Here is a 15,141-nt window from a genome sequence, read left to right as displayed (position 1 = left end):
GGTCGGGGCGCTTTAATGGAAAAGACAAAAACGACCGGGCCATCATCGGTGCCGCGCCACGTTGCGATCATCATGGATGGCAATAATCGCTGGGCCAAGAAACGCCTGTTGCCAGGCGTTGCGGGCCACAAGGCGGGCGTTGATGCCGTGCGTGCCGTTATCGAGGTCTGCGCAGAAGCCAAGGTCGAGGTGCTGACACTGTTCGCGTTTTCCAGTGAGAACTGGCAGCGCCCGGCTGAAGAGGTCGGTGCGCTGATGGAGCTGTTTTTCACGGCGTTGCGCCGTGAAACCAAGCGGCTCAACGAGAACGACATCAGCTTGAGAATCATTGGTGATCGCTCGCGTTTTCATCCTGAACTTCAGGCTGCCATGCGCGAGGCTGAACTGCGCACGTCCGGTAACAACCGGTTTGTGCTGCAGATCGCTGCCAACTACGGTGGGCAGTGGGATATCGCACAGGCTGCACAGCGTCTGGCGCGTGAGGTTCAGGCCGGGCATCTGCAGCCGGAGGACATCACTCCGGGCTTGTTGCAGACGTGTCTGGCAACTGGCGACCTGCCATTGCCAGACCTCTGCATACGCACCGGCGGTGAGCACCGTATCAGCAACTTTCTGCTTTGGCAGCTGGCTTATGCCGAGCTGTACTTCTCCGACCTGTTCTGGCCGGACTTCAAACACGATGCCATGCGCGCTGCGCTGGCTGATTTCGCTTCTCGCCAACGTCGCTTCGGTAAAACCAGCGAACAGGTAGAAGCTGGAGCCCGGGCTTAATGCTGAAACAACGGATCATCACGGCACTCATTCTGTTGCCGATTGCCCTCTGCGGCTTCTTTCTTCTGACCGGTGCGTATTTCGCACTGTTCATCGGGTTTGTCGTCGTGCTGGGTGCATGGGAATGGGCGCGGCTGGCAGGTTTTGCCGGGCAGTCGATGCGCATCGGTTATGCCGCTGTGGTGGCTGTCCTGTTGTTTCTCATGTACCTGCTGCCAGGACTTGAGCCCTGGGTGCTCGTCGCTGCAGTCATCTGGTGGGGTGTAGCAACGTTTTTGGTGCTCACCTACCCCGATTCCAGCGAGCATTGGGCCAGTGCGGCCTGCAAGCTGGTGATCGGTCTGCTTATCCTGCTGCCGGCCTGGCAAGGTCTGGTGCTGATCAAGCAATGGCCGTTGGGCAACTGGTTGATCCTTGCGGTCATGGTGCTGGTCTGGGCTGCCGACATCGGCGCCTATTTCTCCGGCAAGGCGTTCGGCAAGCGCAAGCTCGCGCCCAAGGTCAGCCCGGGCAAGAGCTGGGAGGGTGTCTACGGTGGTCTGGTGGTCAGTCTCGGGATCACAGCGGCATTGGGTATCTCCCGCGACTGGACGATCGGCCAGTTTATCGCCGGGCTCTTGGGTGCAGCCGTCGTCGTATTCATTTCGGTGATCGGTGACCTGACCGAAAGCATGTTCAAGCGTCAGTCCGGGGTCAAGGACAGCAGTAATCTGTTGCCGGGCCATGGCGGCGTTCTGGATCGTATCGACAGTCTGACTGCGGCCATTCCGGTCTTTGCCGTGCTGCTCTGGGCTGCTGACTGGGGTGTGATGTGAGTCGTGCGCAACAGATCACCATTCTGGGTGCTACCGGTTCCATAGGCCTTAGCACGCTGGACGTGGTTGCGCGTCATCCTGCGCTTTATCAAGTGTTTGCACTGACAGGCTTCACGCGCCTGAATGAGTTGCTTGCGCTGTGCATCAAGCACACGCCGCAGTTCGCTGTCGTGCCTGAGCAGGCCGCCGCTCGCAAGTTGCAGGATGATCTCGCCGCCGCCGGGCTCGATACCCGCGTATTGGTCGGGGAGGAGGGGCTTTGCGAAGTCGCTGCCCATCCCCAGGTCGATGCGGTCATGGCCGCTATTGTCGGTGCGGCAGGTCTGCGTCCCACACTGGCTGGCGTCGAAGCCGGCAAGAAGGTGTTGCTGGCCAACAAGGAAGCGCTGGTCATGTCCGGTGCGCTGTTCATGCAGGCTGTGCGCCGCAGTGGTGCGGTGCTGTTGCCCATCGACAGCGAGCACAACGCGATCTTCCAGTGCCTGCCTGCCGACTTCGCGCGCGGTCTGGGCAAGGTTGGCGTGCGGCGCATCATGCTGACCGCATCAGGTGGCCCGTTCAGGCAGACGCCATTGGCTCAACTGCATGATGTAACGCCTGATCAGGCGTGTGCCCATCCAGTCTGGTCGATGGGTCGCAAGATCTCCGTCGACTCGGCCACCATGATGAACAAGGGGCTTGAGCTGATCGAGGCGTGCTGGCTGTTCGATGCTCGTCCTTCGCAAGTGGAAATCGTGATCCATCCGCAAAGCGTGATTCACTCGCTGGTGGACTACGTCGATGGTTCGGTTCTGGCTCAGCTTGGCAATCCCGACATGCGTACGCCGATCGCCAATGCGCTGGCCTGGCCTGCGCGTGTAGAATCGGGCGTGGCACCGCTGGATCTGTTTCGCATTGGTCAGCTGGATTTTCAGGAGCCCGACGATAAGCGTTTCCCTTGCCTGCGGCTCGCCCGGCAGGCGGCAGAGGCGGGTGGCAGTGGGCCTGCGATGCTCAATGCTGCGAATGAAGTGGCCGTGGCTGCCTTTCTTGATGGGCGTATCCGTTATCTGGAAATCGCCAGCATTATCGAAGACGTGCTGAGCCTTGAACCGGTGAGCCAGGTTGAAGAGCTTGATGCCGTGTTCGCTGCTGATAGTCGTGCGCGAGTGCTGGCCGGGCAATGGCTTGAGCGGCATGGGCGATAACGTTGCACGAATCAGTGTGCAAGGCAGCCGGTGAAGGGCCTGATGGAGTGCGTCACGGGCAGGTCCCTGGGCCTGCGATGATAAACACACTTGCCGACGAGTCGGTACCCGGAGAAAGTCGATGAGCGCGTTATACATGATTGTCGGCACCCTGGTTGCGCTGGGAGTGCTGGTCACCTTCCACGAATTCGGCCATTTCTGGGTGGCTCGGCGTTGTGGCGTCAAGGTGCTGCGGTTTTCGGTCGGTTTCGGCACGCCACTTGTGCGCTGGCACGACCGCCAGGGCACTGAATATGTCATCGCCGCGATTCCTTTGGGCGGCTACGTGAAGATGCTCGATGAGCGCGAAGGCAATGTTCCGCCTGAGCTCGCCGATCAGTCCTTCAACCGCAAGACGGTCTATCAGCGCTTCGCGATCGTCGTTGCCGGTCCGACGGCGAATTTTCTCCTGGCCATCGTGTTCTTCTGGCTGCTGGCGATGCTCGGCAGCGAACAGGTGCGTCCGGTCATTGGTGCAGTAGAGGCAGGCAGCATCGCTCAGCGCGCAGGTCTCGCTTCCGGTCAGGAGATCGTTTCCATTGATGGCGAGCCGACCTCCGGCTGGTCCGCAGTCAACCTTCAACTGGTTCGGCGCCTGGGTGAAAGCGGCACGGTCGCCGTCAAGCTCAGAGAGCAGGGCTCGACGGTCGATACCTCCCGTGAGCTGGTGCTTGATAACTGGCTCAAGGGTGCCGAAGAGCCTGATCCGATCAAATCCCTCGGCATTCGTCCATGGCGTCCAGCGCTGGCCCCGGTGCTCGCAGAGCTCGATCCAAAAGGGCCGGCCCAGGCAGCAGGTCTCAGGATGGGTGACCGTCTGATTTCTGTCGACGGACAACCGCTCAATGAATGGCAGCAATTGGTCGACTGGGTGCGCGAGCGCCCAGGTGCCAAGGTCTCGATGCGCATCGAGCGCGACGGTGCATCGCTTGACATGCCTGTCACGCTCGCCTCCCGTGGCGAAGGCAAGGCTGCTGCCGGTTATCTGGGTGCAGGCGTCAAGGCGGTCGATTGGCCTCCTGAAATGCTGCGTGAAGTCAGTTACGGTCCGTTCGCCGCCATGGCCGAGGGTGTGAAGCGTACCTGGACCATGAGCGTGCTGACCCTGGACTCGCTCAAGAAAATGTTGTTCGGTGAGCTCTCGGTAAAAAACTTGAGTGGACCGATAACCATTGCTAAAGTGGCGGGCGCTTCGGCCCAGTCGGGCATTGGAGACTTTCTCAACTTCCTCGCTTATCTGAGCATAAGCCTAGGGGTTCTGAATTTGCTGCCCATTCCCGTCCTGGACGGGGGGCATTTGCTGTTTTATCTGATCGAGTGGGTGCGTGGTCGCCCCCTTTCGGAAAAGGTTCAAGGTTGGGGGGCACAGATCGGTATCAGTCTGGTGGTGGGCGTTATGTTGCTCGCGCTGGTCAACGATCTGGGCCGACTGTAAAGCGTTGCCGAGTTGCGAATCTGCCGCATTTTGCGGCAGTTTGTTTATTGCCAGTTGGAATAAGAAAGGACTTCATGAAACGTCTGCTGCTAACTGCGGTTCTTGCCGCACTGATGATCGCTGAAGTTCACGCCGAGTCCTTCACCATCTCCGATATCCGTGTCAACGGCCTGCAGCGGGTTTCCGCCGGCAGCGTCTTTGGTGCACTGCCACTGAACGTGGGTGAGCAGGCGGATGACGGTCGTCTGGTCGATGCCACTCGTGCGTTGTTCAAGACCGGTTTCTTTCAAGATATCCAGCTGGGTCGCGATGGCAACGTACTCGTCATCTCCGTCGTGGAGCGTCCTTCGGTTGCCAGCATCGAGATCGAAGGCAACAAGGCGATCTCCACCGAGGACCTGATGAAGGGCCTGAAACAGTCGGGCCTGGCTGAAGGTGAAATTTTCCAGCGCGCGACACTCGAAGGCGTGCGTAACGAACTGCAGCGCCAGTACGTGGCCCAGGGTCGTTACTCGGCCGAGGTTGCTGCCGAAGTCGTGCCGCAGCCGCGTAACCGCGTTGGCCTGAAGATCAATATCAATGAAGGCACCGTTGCGTCCATCCAGCACATCAACGTGGTGGGCAACACCGTATTCCCTGATTCCGATCTGGTCGACCTGTTCGAGCTCAAGACCTCCAACTGGCTGTCCTTCTTCAAGAACGACGATAAGTACGCTCGCGAAAAGCTGTCCGGCGACCTGGAACGTCTGCGTTCGTACTACCTCGACCGCGGCTATATCAACATGGATATCGCCTCGACTCAGGTGTCCATCACGCCTGACAAGAAAAACGTCTACATCACGGTCAACATCAACGAAGGCGAGAAGTACAGCGTCAAGTCGGTCAAGCTCAGCGGTGACCTGAAAGTCCCTGAAGATCAGGTCAAGTCCCTGATGCTGGTTCAGCCGGGCCAGGTCTTCTCGCGCAAGGTCATGACCACGACGTCTGAGCTGATTACCCGTCGCCTGGGTAACGAGGGTTACACCTTCGCTAACGTGAACGGCGTTCCGACCCCTAACAACGAAGACCACACCGTGGACATCACCTTCGTGGTCGATCCCGGCAAGCGTGCCTACGTGAACCGCATCAACTTCCGTGGCAATACCAAGTCTGCGGACGAAGTGCTGCGTCGTGAAATGCGTCAGATGGAAGGCGGCTGGGCTTCGACCTATCTGATCGACCAGTCCAAGACTCGTCTGGATCGTCTGGGCTTCTTCAAGGAAGTCAACGTCGAGACTCCGGCCGTTCCGGGCACCGACGACCAGGTTGACGTGAACTATGCAGTTGAAGAGCAGGCTTCGGGTTCCATTACGGCCAGCGTCGGCTTTGCACAGAGCGCCGGCCTGATCCTGGGCGGTTCGATCAGCCAGAACAACTTCCTGGGTACAGGTAACAAGGTCAGCATCGGTCTGACCCGTTCCGAATACCAGAGCCGTTACAACTTCAGCTATGTCGATCCGTACTACACGCCGGACGGCGTGAGCCTGGGTTACAACGCGTTCTACCGCACCACCAACTACGATGACCTCGATGTTGACGTGGCAAGCTACGCAGTCGACAGCCTGGGTGCTGGTATCAGCCTGGGCTACCCGATCAGTGAGACCTCGCGTCTGACTTACGGGCTGAACGTTCAGCAGGACAAGATCAAGACCGGTAAATACACCGTGGATGAGATCTTTGATTTCCTCGATAAGGAAGGCGACAACTTCCTGAACTTCAAGGCTTCCGTGGGCTGGTCCGAATCCACCCTCAACAAGGGCGTGCTGCCGACCCGCGGTCACTCTCAGAGCCTGGTGTTCGAGTCCACATTGCCGGGCAGCGATCTGTCGTTCTTCAAGCTGGACTACCGCGCTCAGTACTTCCATCCGATTTCGGATAACTACACCCTGCGTCTGCATACAGAACTGGGTTATGGCGACGGTTACGGTTCCACCGACGGGCTACCGTTCTACGAGAACTACTATGCGGGTGGCTTCAACTCGGTTCGTGGTTTCAAAGACAGCACGCTGGGGCCTCGCAGCACGCCAAGCAGAGGCGCGGATGAAGGTGGCCGGCCAGGAACGATCAAGGACCCCGATCAGGATCCGCTGCCATTCGGTGGTAACGTTCTGGTTCAGGGCGGTGTAGAGGTCATGTTCCCTCTGCCGTTCATCAAGGATCAGCGTTCGCTGCGTACGTCCGTGTTCTGGGATGTGGGTAACGTCTTCGACAGCAACTGCGATTCGAGCAGAACGGTCAATGGCCAGCGCGTCCAGTGCAACAACGTGGACTTCTCCGGCATGGCCAGTTCGGTCGGTGTCGGCGTGACCTGGATCACTGCGCTCGGTCCTTTGAGCTTCGCCCTGGCGATGCCGATCAAGAAACCGGACGACGATTCCGAAACTCAGGTTTTCCAATTTTCCCTGGGTCAGACTTTCTAACCGCCTGACCTTTGTTAACGCAACGAATTCTGTAGGAGTTGTATTGTGCGTAAGTTGACTCAATTGGTACTGCTGGCCACTGTTCTGGTCGCAAGCCCTGCTTTTGCTGACATGAAAATCGCTGTACTGAACTATCAGATGGCTCTGCTGGAATCTGACGCTGCCAAGAAGTACGCCGTTGATGCCGAGAAGAAATTCGGCCCGCAACTGACCAAGCTGAAAAGCCTGGAAAGCAGCGCCAAGGGTATCCAGGATCGTCTGGTAAGCGGCGGCGACAAGATGGCTCAGCCTGAGCGCGAGCGTCTGGAGCTTGAATTCAAGCAAAAGGCTCGCGACTTCCAGTTCCAGTCCAAGGAGCTGAACGAAGCCAAGGCCGTGGCCGACCGTGAAATGCTCAAGCAACTCAAGCCAAAGCTGGATCAGGCTGTTGAAGAAGTCATCAAGAAAGGTGGTTTCGACCTGGTATTCGAGCGCGGTGCGGTGATTGACGTCAAACCTCAGTATGACGTTACTCGCCAGGTCATCGAGCGCATGAATCAGCTGAAGTAATATGAGCGCGACCATCAAGCTCGGCCAGTTGGCCGAGTTCCTGGGCGCCACGCTACGTGGCGACAAGGACAAGGACATCAACGGGCTGGCCACTTTGCAAGAGGCTGGCCCTGATCAGATCAGTTTCCTGGCAAATCCTCAATACCGTAAGTTTCTGGTCGACACTCAGGCCGCTGCCGTGCTGCTCAAGCCTGCAGATGCCGACAGTTTCACCGGAAATGCGCTGTTGGTGCCGGATCCGTACCTGGCCTATGCCCGAATCTCCCACCTGTTCGATCCCAAGCCCAAGGCGGCTGTCGGTATCCATCCGACAGCGGTGGTTGCCGCTGACGCCGTTGTCGATCCTGCTGCAAGCGTTGGTGCGTTCGCCGTGATCGAAAGCGGTGCCAGGATCGCGGCGCAGGTCACCATCGGTGCGCACTGTTTCATCGGTGCCCGGTGCGAGATTGGAGAAGGCGGCTGGCTGGCACCTCGTGTGACGCTTTACCACGACGTTCGCATCGGCAAGCGTGTGGTCATTCAATCCGGTGCAGTGTTGGGCGGCGAAGGTTTCGGCTTTGCCAATGAAAAGGGCGTCTGGCAGAAAATCGCGCAGATCGGTGGTGTCACGATCGGCGATGACGTGGAGATCGGCGTGAACACCGCCATCGACCGCGGCGCGCTGGCAGATACCCGGATTGGTAACGGCGTGAAGCTGGATAACCAGATTCAGATTGCTCACAACGTACAGATTGGCGACCACACGGCCATGGCGGCCTGTGTCGGCATCTCCGGAAGCACGAAGATCGGCAAGCACTGCATGCTCGCCGGTGGCGTAGGGCTGGTGGGTCATATCGAGATCTGTGATGGTGTTTTCATCACGGGGATGACCATGGTGACGCATTCCATCACCGAACCCGGTTCCTATTCTTCGGGCACTGCCATGCAGCCTGCCGCCGAATGGCGCAAGAGCGCGGCACGGCTACGCAAGATCGATGACATGGCTCGTCGTCTGCAAAAGCTCGAAAAGGTTGTCGAGACAGTGACCAGCGTCGGTAATGTTTCATCTGATGGCTGATACCTTTTTAATATCAAGCGTGCACAGTCGATAAACTGCCTCCTTGATGTAGAGGAGTGCTGCGCAGTCGCGACGCACTCCTAATCTTTACTACAGGCTTCCCCTCGAAATGATGGACATCAAAGAAATTCGCGAATACCTGCCTCATCGTTATCCGTTCCTCTTGGTGGATCGCGTGACAGAGCTGGATATCGAGAACAAAACCATTCGCGCCTACAAGAATGTCAGCGTCAACGAGCCTTTTTTCAACGGCCACTTTCCTCAGCACCCGATCATGCCGGGCGTGCTGATCATTGAGGCCATGGCGCAGGCTGCCGGGATCCTGGCGTTCAAAATGCTGGATGCCAAGCCGTCCGACGGCACCCTCTATTATTTCGTGGGTTCGGACAAGCTGCGCTTTCGTCAGCCGGTTCTGCCGGGCGACAAGCTGGTGCTGGAAGCCAATTTCCTGAGCTGCAAGCGTCAGATCTGGAAATTCGAATGCAAAGCCACCGTCGACGGTAAGGCGGTATGCTCCGCTGAAATCATCTGTGCGGAACGCAAGCTATGAGTTTGATTGACCCTCGCGCAATCATCGATCCGACGGCCGTTCTGGCCGACAATGTGGAGGTCGGCCCCTGGTCGATCATCGGAGCCGGTGTGGAACTTGGCGAGGGTACAGTGGTTGGTCCTCATGTCGTGCTCAAAGGCCCGACAAGGATCGGCAAGCACAACCGCATCTATCAGTTTTCCTCGGTAGGCGAAGACACGCCGGATCTGAAGTACAAAGGCGAGGAAACGCGTCTGGTGATCGGTGATCACAATGTGATCCGCGAAGGCGTGACAATCCACCGTGGCACGGTCCAGGATCGCGCCGAAACCACGTTGGGTGACCATAACCTGATCATGGCGTACGCCCATATCGGGCATGACAGCGTTATCGGCAACCACGTCATCCTGGTCAACAACACAGCGCTGGCAGGTCATGTGCATGTCGATGACTGGGCGATTCTCTCCGGCTTCACGCTGGTGCATCAGTTCTGCCATATCGGCGCGCACAGTTTTTCCGGCATGGGCACCGCCATCGGCAAGGACGTTCCGGCGTTCGTGACGGTGTTCGGCAATCCGGCCGAAGCACGCAGCATGAACTTCGAGGGCATGCGCCGTCGTGGTTTCTCGGAAGAGGCTATCCACGCGTTGCGCAGGGCCTACAAGACTGTCTACCGTCAAGGGCTGACGGTTGATCAGGCGATTGCCGATCTGGCAGAACCTGCAGCTCAGTTTCCCGAGGTTGCCGTGTTCCTGCAGTCCATTCAGACCTCGACTCGCGGCATCACCCGCTAACCATGGCGAGCCTATTGCGTGTCGCTCTGGTAGCCGGCGAGGCGTCCGGCGATATCCTCGGGTCCGGTCTGATGCGTGCCATCAAGGCGCGTCACCCCAATGTCGAGTTCATCGGCGTGGGCGGCCCACTCATGGAATCGCAGGGCATGCAGTCCTATTTCCCCATGGAACGCCTCTCCGTCATGGGACTGGTGGAAGTGCTTGGGCGTCTGCGTGAGCTGTTGGCTCGCCGCAAGTTGCTCGTCCAGACGCTGATCGATGAAAAGCCTGATGTGTTCATCGGTATCGACGCGCCCGATTTCACCCTCAACATCGAACTGCAGCTGCGCCGCGCCGGCATCAAGACCGTCCATTACGTGAGTCCGTCTGTCTGGGCCTGGCGCCAAAAGCGTGTCCTCAAGATTCGTGAGGGCTGCGACCTGATGCTGACGCTTTTGCCGTTCGAAGCCCGTTTCTATGAAGAAAAGGGCGTGCCGGTCCGTTTCGTCGGGCATCCGCTGGCGGATACGATCCCGTTGGAGTCCGACCGTGGCGCCGCGCGCGCTGAGCTTGGGCTGACAGGCGAGGGTGCTGTCGTTGCGCTGATGCCCGGTAGCCGTGGCGGAGAAGTGGGGCGGCTGGGTAGCTTGTTTTTCGACGCCGCTGAACGCCTGCTGGCGCAGCGTCCAAATTTGCGTTTTGTGTTGCCGTGCGCGAGCCCGCAGCGACGTGCCCAGATTGAAACCTTGCTGCAAGGCCGCGACCTGCCCATCACCCTGCTCGATGGTCAGTCGCATGTTGCGCTGGCAGCCTGTGATGCGGTGTTGATTGCCTCTGGCACGGCAACGCTTGAAGCGCTGCTTTACAAGCGGCCGATGGTGGTTGCCTATCGTATGGCCCCGGTGACCTTCTGGATACTCAAGCGACTGGTCAAAAGCCCTTACGTCTCACTGCCCAATCTGTTGGCTCAGCGTCTGCTGGTCCCGGAGCTGTTGCAGGACGCCGCGACGCCTGAGGCACTCGCTCAAACGCTGCTGCCGTTGATCGACGCCGGTCAGGTGCAGACCGAGGGGTTCGATGAAATTCATCGGACCCTGCGCCGCGACGCGTCCAATCAGGCTGCCGATGCGGTATTGAATCTGCTTGGCCAGCCGTCCTCACTGTGAGTAACCCCATGATTCAAACAGGTCTGGATTTCACGCTGGTCGAAGATCTGGTCGCAGGTGTCGATGAAGTCGGTCGTGGGCCGCTGTGCGGCGCGGTCGTGACGGCTGCTGTGATTCTCGATCCGGCAAGGCCCATTCTGGGGCTCAACGATTCCAAGAAGCTCACCGAAGCCAGGCGCGAGAAGCTGTTCGATGAGATTCAGGAAAAGGCGCTTTGCTGGTTTATCGCCCGGGCCGAAGTCGAGGAAATCGACGAACTGAACATTCTGCATGCCACCATGCTAGCCATGAAGCGTGCGGTCGAGGGGTTGAGCATTACGCCCAGGCTGGCCCTGATCGACGGCAACCGCTGCCCGCAACTGTCCGTGCCGTGCGCGCCCGTCGTGCAAGGTGATGCCAAGGTGCCTGCCATCGCAGCAGCATCGATTCTCGCCAAGGTCAGTCGTGACCGGGAAATGGCCGCGTTCGAGCTTATTTATCCGGGTTACGGAATGGGCGGTCATAAAGGTTATCCGACCCCTGTGCACCTGGAAGCCCTCGCACGGCTGGGGCCGACGCCGATTCATCGCCGCTCCTTTGCGCCGGTTCGCGCTGCCCATGAAGCCCGCGCGGCCATGATGATGGCGCAGGGTCACCCGTCGATGGGTTTGCTGCAGGACTGACGTTTCAGTCAAGGCTCGCTACAATCGCGCCCTCGTTTTCCGTTTTCGCGTTATAGGATCACCATGCCGGCTTCTTTTGTTCACCTACGCCTGCACACCGAATACTCGCTGGTCGATGGTCTGGTCCGGGTCAAACCGTTGATCAAGGCGCTGACCGGCATGAACATGCCTGCCGTAGCGGTGACCGATCAGAACAACATGTGCTCGCTGGTCAAGTTCTACAAGGCCGCGCAGGGCTCTGGCATCAAGCCGATCTGCGGGGCCGATCTGTGGCTGGCAGGCCGTGATGAAGACGCAGCACTTAGCCGTATCAGCTTGCTGGTCATGAATGCCAAGGGCTACCGCAACCTGACCGAATTGATCTCTCGCGGCTTCATCGAAGGGCAGCGCAACGGCCAGATCGTGATCCAGCGCGAATGGGTGGCACAGGCCAGCGATGGCCTGATCGCGCTGTCTGCGGCGAAGGAAGGCGAGATCGGCATGGCGCTGCTCGGCGGCAATCCGGGCGAGGCCGACGACTTGCTGCGTGAGTGGATGTCGGTTTTCCCGGATCGTTTCTACATCGAGGTGCAGCGCACCAACCGCAATAACGATGAAGAGCACCTGCATGCTGCTGTCGCTCTTGCTGACCGGCATGGCGCACCGCTGGTGGCGACCAACGATGTGCGTTTCATCAAACAGACCGATTTCGAAGCCCATGAAACCCGCGTCTGCATCGGTGAAGGCCGCGCGCTGGACGACCCTCGCCGGTCGCACAACTACAGCGACCAGCAGTACCTGAAAAGCCCGGAAGAAATGGCCGAGCTGTTCAGCGATCTGCCCGAGGCACTGACCAATAGTGTCGAAATCGCCAAGCGCTGCAACATCGACGTCAAGCTGGGCACGCACTTTCTGCCCAACTTCCCGATTCCAGATGGCATGACCATCGATGAGTATTTCCGCAAGGTCTCGTTCGACGGTCTGGAGGAACGCCTCGCGGTCCTGCTGCCCAAGGACACCACGGAAGATTACGACGCCAAACGACAGGTGTACGTCGACCGGCTGAATTTCGAGCTGGATATCATTATCCAGATGGGGTTCCCCGGTTACTTCCTGATCGTGATGGACTTCATCCAGTGGGCCAAGAGCAACGGCGTGCCGGTGGGGCCTGGGCGTGGATCGGGTGCCGGTTCGCTGGTCGCCTATGTACAGAAGATCACCGACCTCGATCCGCTGGAATACGACCTGCTGTTCGAACGCTTCCTTAACCCCGAGCGGGTTTCGATGCCCGACTTCGACGTCGACTTCTGCATGGATGGTCGCGACCGGGTTATCGACTATGTAGCCGAAAAATACGGCCGCAACGCGGTAAGCCAGATCATTACCTTCGGTTCGATGGCGGCCAAGGCGGTGGTGCGGGACGTGGCGCGGGTGCAGGGCAAGTCTTACGGCCTGGCAGACCGGCTGTCGAAAATGATCCCGTTCGAAGTCGGCATGACCCTCGAAAAGGCCTATGAGCAGGAAGAAATCCTGCGCGACTTCCTCAAGGTCGATGAAGAAGCCGCTGAAATCTGGGAAATGGCTCTCAAGCTCGAAGGCGTCGTGCGTAACGTGGGCAAACACGCCGGGGGTGTGGTGATCGCGCCCACCAAGCTGACGGATTTCTCGCCGATCTACTGCGACGAGGCCGGTGATGGCCTGGTAACCCAGTTCGACAAGGATGACGTCGAGGCGGCAGGCCTGGTGAAGTTCGACTTCCTGGGGCTGCGAACCCTGACCATCATTGACTGGGCGCTGAAGACCATCAATCGCGACCGCGCCAAGGTCAATGAAGCGCCGCTGGACATCGCGTTCATCCCGCTCGATGACATGCCGACCTATCAGTTGTTGCAGCGTGCCGAGACCACGGCCGTGTTCCAGCTCGAGTCGCGGGGCATGAAGGAGCTGATCAAGAAGCTCAAGCCCGACTGCCTGGAAGACCTCATCGCACTGGTGGCCCTGTTCCGTCCGGGGCCTCTGCAATCGGGCATGGTGGACGACTTCATCAACCGTAAGCACGGTCGCGCCGAGCTGTCGTACCCGCACGTCGATTATCAGTACGAAGGGTTGAAGCCAGTATTGGCACCGACCTACGGCATCATTCTGTATCAGGAACAGGTGATGCAGATCGCGCAGGTCATGGCGGGCTACACCCTCGGCGGCGCCGACATGCTGCGCCGCGCAATGGGTAAGAAGAAACCCGAGGAAATGGCCAAGCAACGTGGCGGTTTCATTGACGGTTGCAAGACCAACAACATTGACCCGGATCTGGCGGGTAACATTTTCGACCTGGTAGAAAAATTCGCAGGTTACGGCTTCAACAAGTCTCACTCCGCCGCCTACGGTCTGGTGTCGTACCAGACCGCCTGGCTGAAGACCCATTACCCGGCGCCGTTCATGGCTGCCGTGTTGTCGGCGGACATGCACAACACCGACAAGGTCGTGACCTTGATCGAAGAAGTGCGCACGATGAAGCTGCGCCTCGACGCGCCGGATGTGAACACCTCGGACTTCAAGTTCACGGTCAGCGACGACGGCCGGATTCTGTATGGTCTGGGCGCGATCAAGGGCGTGGGCGAGGGTCCGGTCGAGGCGATCACCGAGGCGCGCCTGAACGGGCCCTTCAAGGATCTGTTCGACTTCTGCGCCCGTGTCGACCTCAAGCGCGTGAACAAGCGCACGCTGGATGGCCTGATCCGCAGCGGTGCGCTGGATCGACTGGGCCCTTATTTCGAGCTGGAGCCCAAGGCTTATCAGGCCAATATCGACCGTAACCGCTCGGTACTGCTTGCCGCGCTGGAAGAAGCCATTCAGGCCGCAGAACAGACCGCTCGCAGCCGTGACAGCGGCCACTCGGACCTGTTTGGCGGACTGTTCGTGGAAGAAGACGCCGACGTCTACGCCAACCATCGCAAGACCCGCGAGCTGAGCCTCAAGGATCGTCTGCGCGGCGAGAAGGAAACCCTGGGGCTTTACCTGACAGGGCATCCGATCGACGAGTACGAAGGCGAGATTCGGCGATTCGCCCGTCAGCGCATCATCGACCTGAAGCCAGCCAGAGACACCCAGACCGTCGCAGGGTTGATCATTGCCCTGCGCGTGATGAAGAACAAGAAGGGCGACAAGATGGGGTTCATCACCCTGGACGACCGCTCGGCGCGTATCGAGGCGTCGCTCTTCGCCGAGGCCTTCCATTCTGCACAGTCGTTACTACAGACCGATGCTATGGTGGTGGTTGAGGGCGAAGTCAGTAATGATGACTTCTCGGGCGGCTTGAGGTTGCGTGCCAAGCGCGTCATGAGCATTGAGGATGCGCGAACCAATCTGGCCGAGAGCCTTCGAGTGACGGTGCATGCCGATGCGCTCAAGGGTGATCGACTGCGCTGGCTTGGTGATCTGTGCAAACGCCATCGCGGTGCCTGCCCGATCACTGTGGACTACACCGGGAAGGATGCCAAAGCGTTGCTGCAATTCGGAGAAGCATGGCGAATTGATCCGGCGGACAGCTTGATTCAAGCTCTGCGTGACCAGTTCGGACGTGAGAACGTCTTTCTCCAGTATCGCTGAACGCCGCAGGCTCGATCTGCGCTCAGCCCTGAATTTTAATTTCGACCTGAACGCGCCTGTTCCCCAGGGAAAGGCGCAGACGGATCAACCGGCCGGCCTCTTGGCCGTCTACCC

Annotated in this window: 12 protein-coding genes; all 12 read left to right on the top strand. The window is 59.0% G+C overall.

All coding sequences use genetic code 11. From position 1 onward, the window contains the following. Positions 1-15 precede the first annotated feature (15 nt). The 12 genes from uppS (at position 16) to dnaE (ending at position 15,027) form a co-directional block, all read left to right on the top strand. The gene (gene uppS / locus H8S56_RS05520) at positions 16-771 is read left to right on the top strand and encodes a polyprenyl diphosphate synthase (RefSeq protein ID WP_024686174.1); all 756 of its coding nucleotides are present in this window, start codon (positions 16-18) and stop codon (positions 769-771) included. Continuing rightward, positions 771-1,586, top strand: a complete 816-nt coding sequence (locus H8S56_RS05515; RefSeq protein ID WP_024695021.1) for a phosphatidate cytidylyltransferase — start codon at positions 771-773, stop codon at positions 1,584-1,586. The genes uppS and H8S56_RS05515 overlap by 1 nt, the downstream gene beginning before the upstream one ends. Further along, the gene (gene ispC / locus H8S56_RS05510) at positions 1,583-2,773 is read left to right on the top strand and encodes a 1-deoxy-D-xylulose-5-phosphate reductoisomerase (RefSeq protein WP_024695022.1); all 1,191 of its coding nucleotides are present in this window, start codon (positions 1,583-1,585) and stop codon (positions 2,771-2,773) included. The genes H8S56_RS05515 and ispC overlap by 4 nt, the downstream gene beginning before the upstream one ends. Positions 2,774-2,894: 121 nt before the next feature. Next, a complete protein-coding gene (rseP, locus tag H8S56_RS05505; RefSeq protein WP_024686177.1) occupies positions 2,895-4,247 on the top strand; it encodes a sigma E protease regulator RseP in 1,353 nt (450 codons plus the stop codon). A gap of 74 nt (positions 4,248-4,321) precedes the next feature. Continuing rightward, positions 4,322-6,706, top strand: coding sequence for an outer membrane protein assembly factor BamA (gene bamA, locus H8S56_RS05500; RefSeq protein ID WP_024686178.1), 2,385 nt, complete (start codon positions 4,322-4,324; stop codon positions 6,704-6,706). A gap of 45 nt (positions 6,707-6,751) precedes the next feature. Beyond that, complete coding sequence (locus H8S56_RS05495) at positions 6,752-7,255, top strand: OmpH family outer membrane protein (RefSeq protein WP_002554721.1); 504 nt, start codon at positions 6,752-6,754, stop codon at positions 7,253-7,255. A gap of 1 nt (position 7,256) precedes the next feature. Then, the gene (gene lpxD / locus H8S56_RS05490) at positions 7,257-8,312 is read left to right on the top strand and encodes a UDP-3-O-(3-hydroxymyristoyl)glucosamine N-acyltransferase (RefSeq protein ID WP_187518081.1); all 1,056 of its coding nucleotides are present in this window, start codon (positions 7,257-7,259) and stop codon (positions 8,310-8,312) included. 109 nt (positions 8,313-8,421) lie between these two features. After that, on the top strand, positions 8,422-8,862 hold the full coding sequence (gene fabZ / locus H8S56_RS05485) for a 3-hydroxyacyl-ACP dehydratase FabZ (RefSeq protein WP_024686180.1): 441 nt from the start codon (positions 8,422-8,424) through the stop codon (positions 8,860-8,862). After that, a complete protein-coding gene (gene lpxA / locus H8S56_RS05480) occupies positions 8,859-9,635 on the top strand; it encodes an acyl-ACP--UDP-N-acetylglucosamine O-acyltransferase (protein WP_024686181.1) in 777 nt (258 codons plus the stop codon). The genes fabZ and lpxA overlap by 4 nt, the downstream gene beginning before the upstream one ends. A 2-nt stretch (positions 9,636-9,637) precedes the next feature. Further along, on the top strand, positions 9,638-10,780 hold the full coding sequence (gene lpxB, locus H8S56_RS05475) for a lipid-A-disaccharide synthase (protein ID WP_187518080.1): 1,143 nt from the start codon (positions 9,638-9,640) through the stop codon (positions 10,778-10,780). A gap of 11 nt (positions 10,781-10,791) precedes the next feature. Beyond that, a complete protein-coding gene (gene rnhB / locus H8S56_RS05470) occupies positions 10,792-11,442 on the top strand; it encodes a ribonuclease HII (protein ID WP_024695024.1) in 651 nt (216 codons plus the stop codon). A gap of 63 nt (positions 11,443-11,505) precedes the next feature. Continuing rightward, the gene (gene dnaE, locus H8S56_RS05465) at positions 11,506-15,027 is read left to right on the top strand and encodes a DNA polymerase III subunit alpha (protein WP_024686184.1); all 3,522 of its coding nucleotides are present in this window, start codon (positions 11,506-11,508) and stop codon (positions 15,025-15,027) included. Positions 15,028-15,141 lie beyond the last annotated feature (114 nt).

The organism is Pseudomonas triticifolii (assembly GCF_014358015.1).
GTDB classification, from domain to species: Bacteria; Pseudomonadota; Gammaproteobacteria; order Pseudomonadales; family Pseudomonadaceae; genus Aquipseudomonas; species Aquipseudomonas triticifolii.
This window is presented reverse-complemented; position numbering and strand designations above follow the sequence as displayed.

Coding starts and splice junctions, on each gene's coding strand:
- fabZ (WP_024686180.1), top strand. CDS start 8,422: ATGATGGACATCAAAGAAATTCGCGAATACCTGCCTCATCGTTATCCG.
- uppS (WP_024686174.1), top strand. CDS start 16: ATGGAAAAGACAAAAACGACCGGGCCATCATCGGTGCCGCGCCACGTT.
- bamA (WP_024686178.1), top strand. CDS start 4,322: ATGAAACGTCTGCTGCTAACTGCGGTTCTTGCCGCACTGATGATCGCT.
- lpxB (WP_187518080.1), top strand. CDS start 9,638: ATGGCGAGCCTATTGCGTGTCGCTCTGGTAGCCGGCGAGGCGTCCGGC.
- dnaE (WP_024686184.1), top strand. CDS start 11,506: ATGCCGGCTTCTTTTGTTCACCTACGCCTGCACACCGAATACTCGCTG.
- rseP (WP_024686177.1), top strand. CDS start 2,895: ATGAGCGCGTTATACATGATTGTCGGCACCCTGGTTGCGCTGGGAGTG.
- H8S56_RS05515 (WP_024695021.1), top strand. CDS start 771: ATGCTGAAACAACGGATCATCACGGCACTCATTCTGTTGCCGATTGCC.
- lpxD (WP_187518081.1), top strand. CDS start 7,257: ATGAGCGCGACCATCAAGCTCGGCCAGTTGGCCGAGTTCCTGGGCGCC.
- lpxA (WP_024686181.1), top strand. CDS start 8,859: ATGAGTTTGATTGACCCTCGCGCAATCATCGATCCGACGGCCGTTCTG.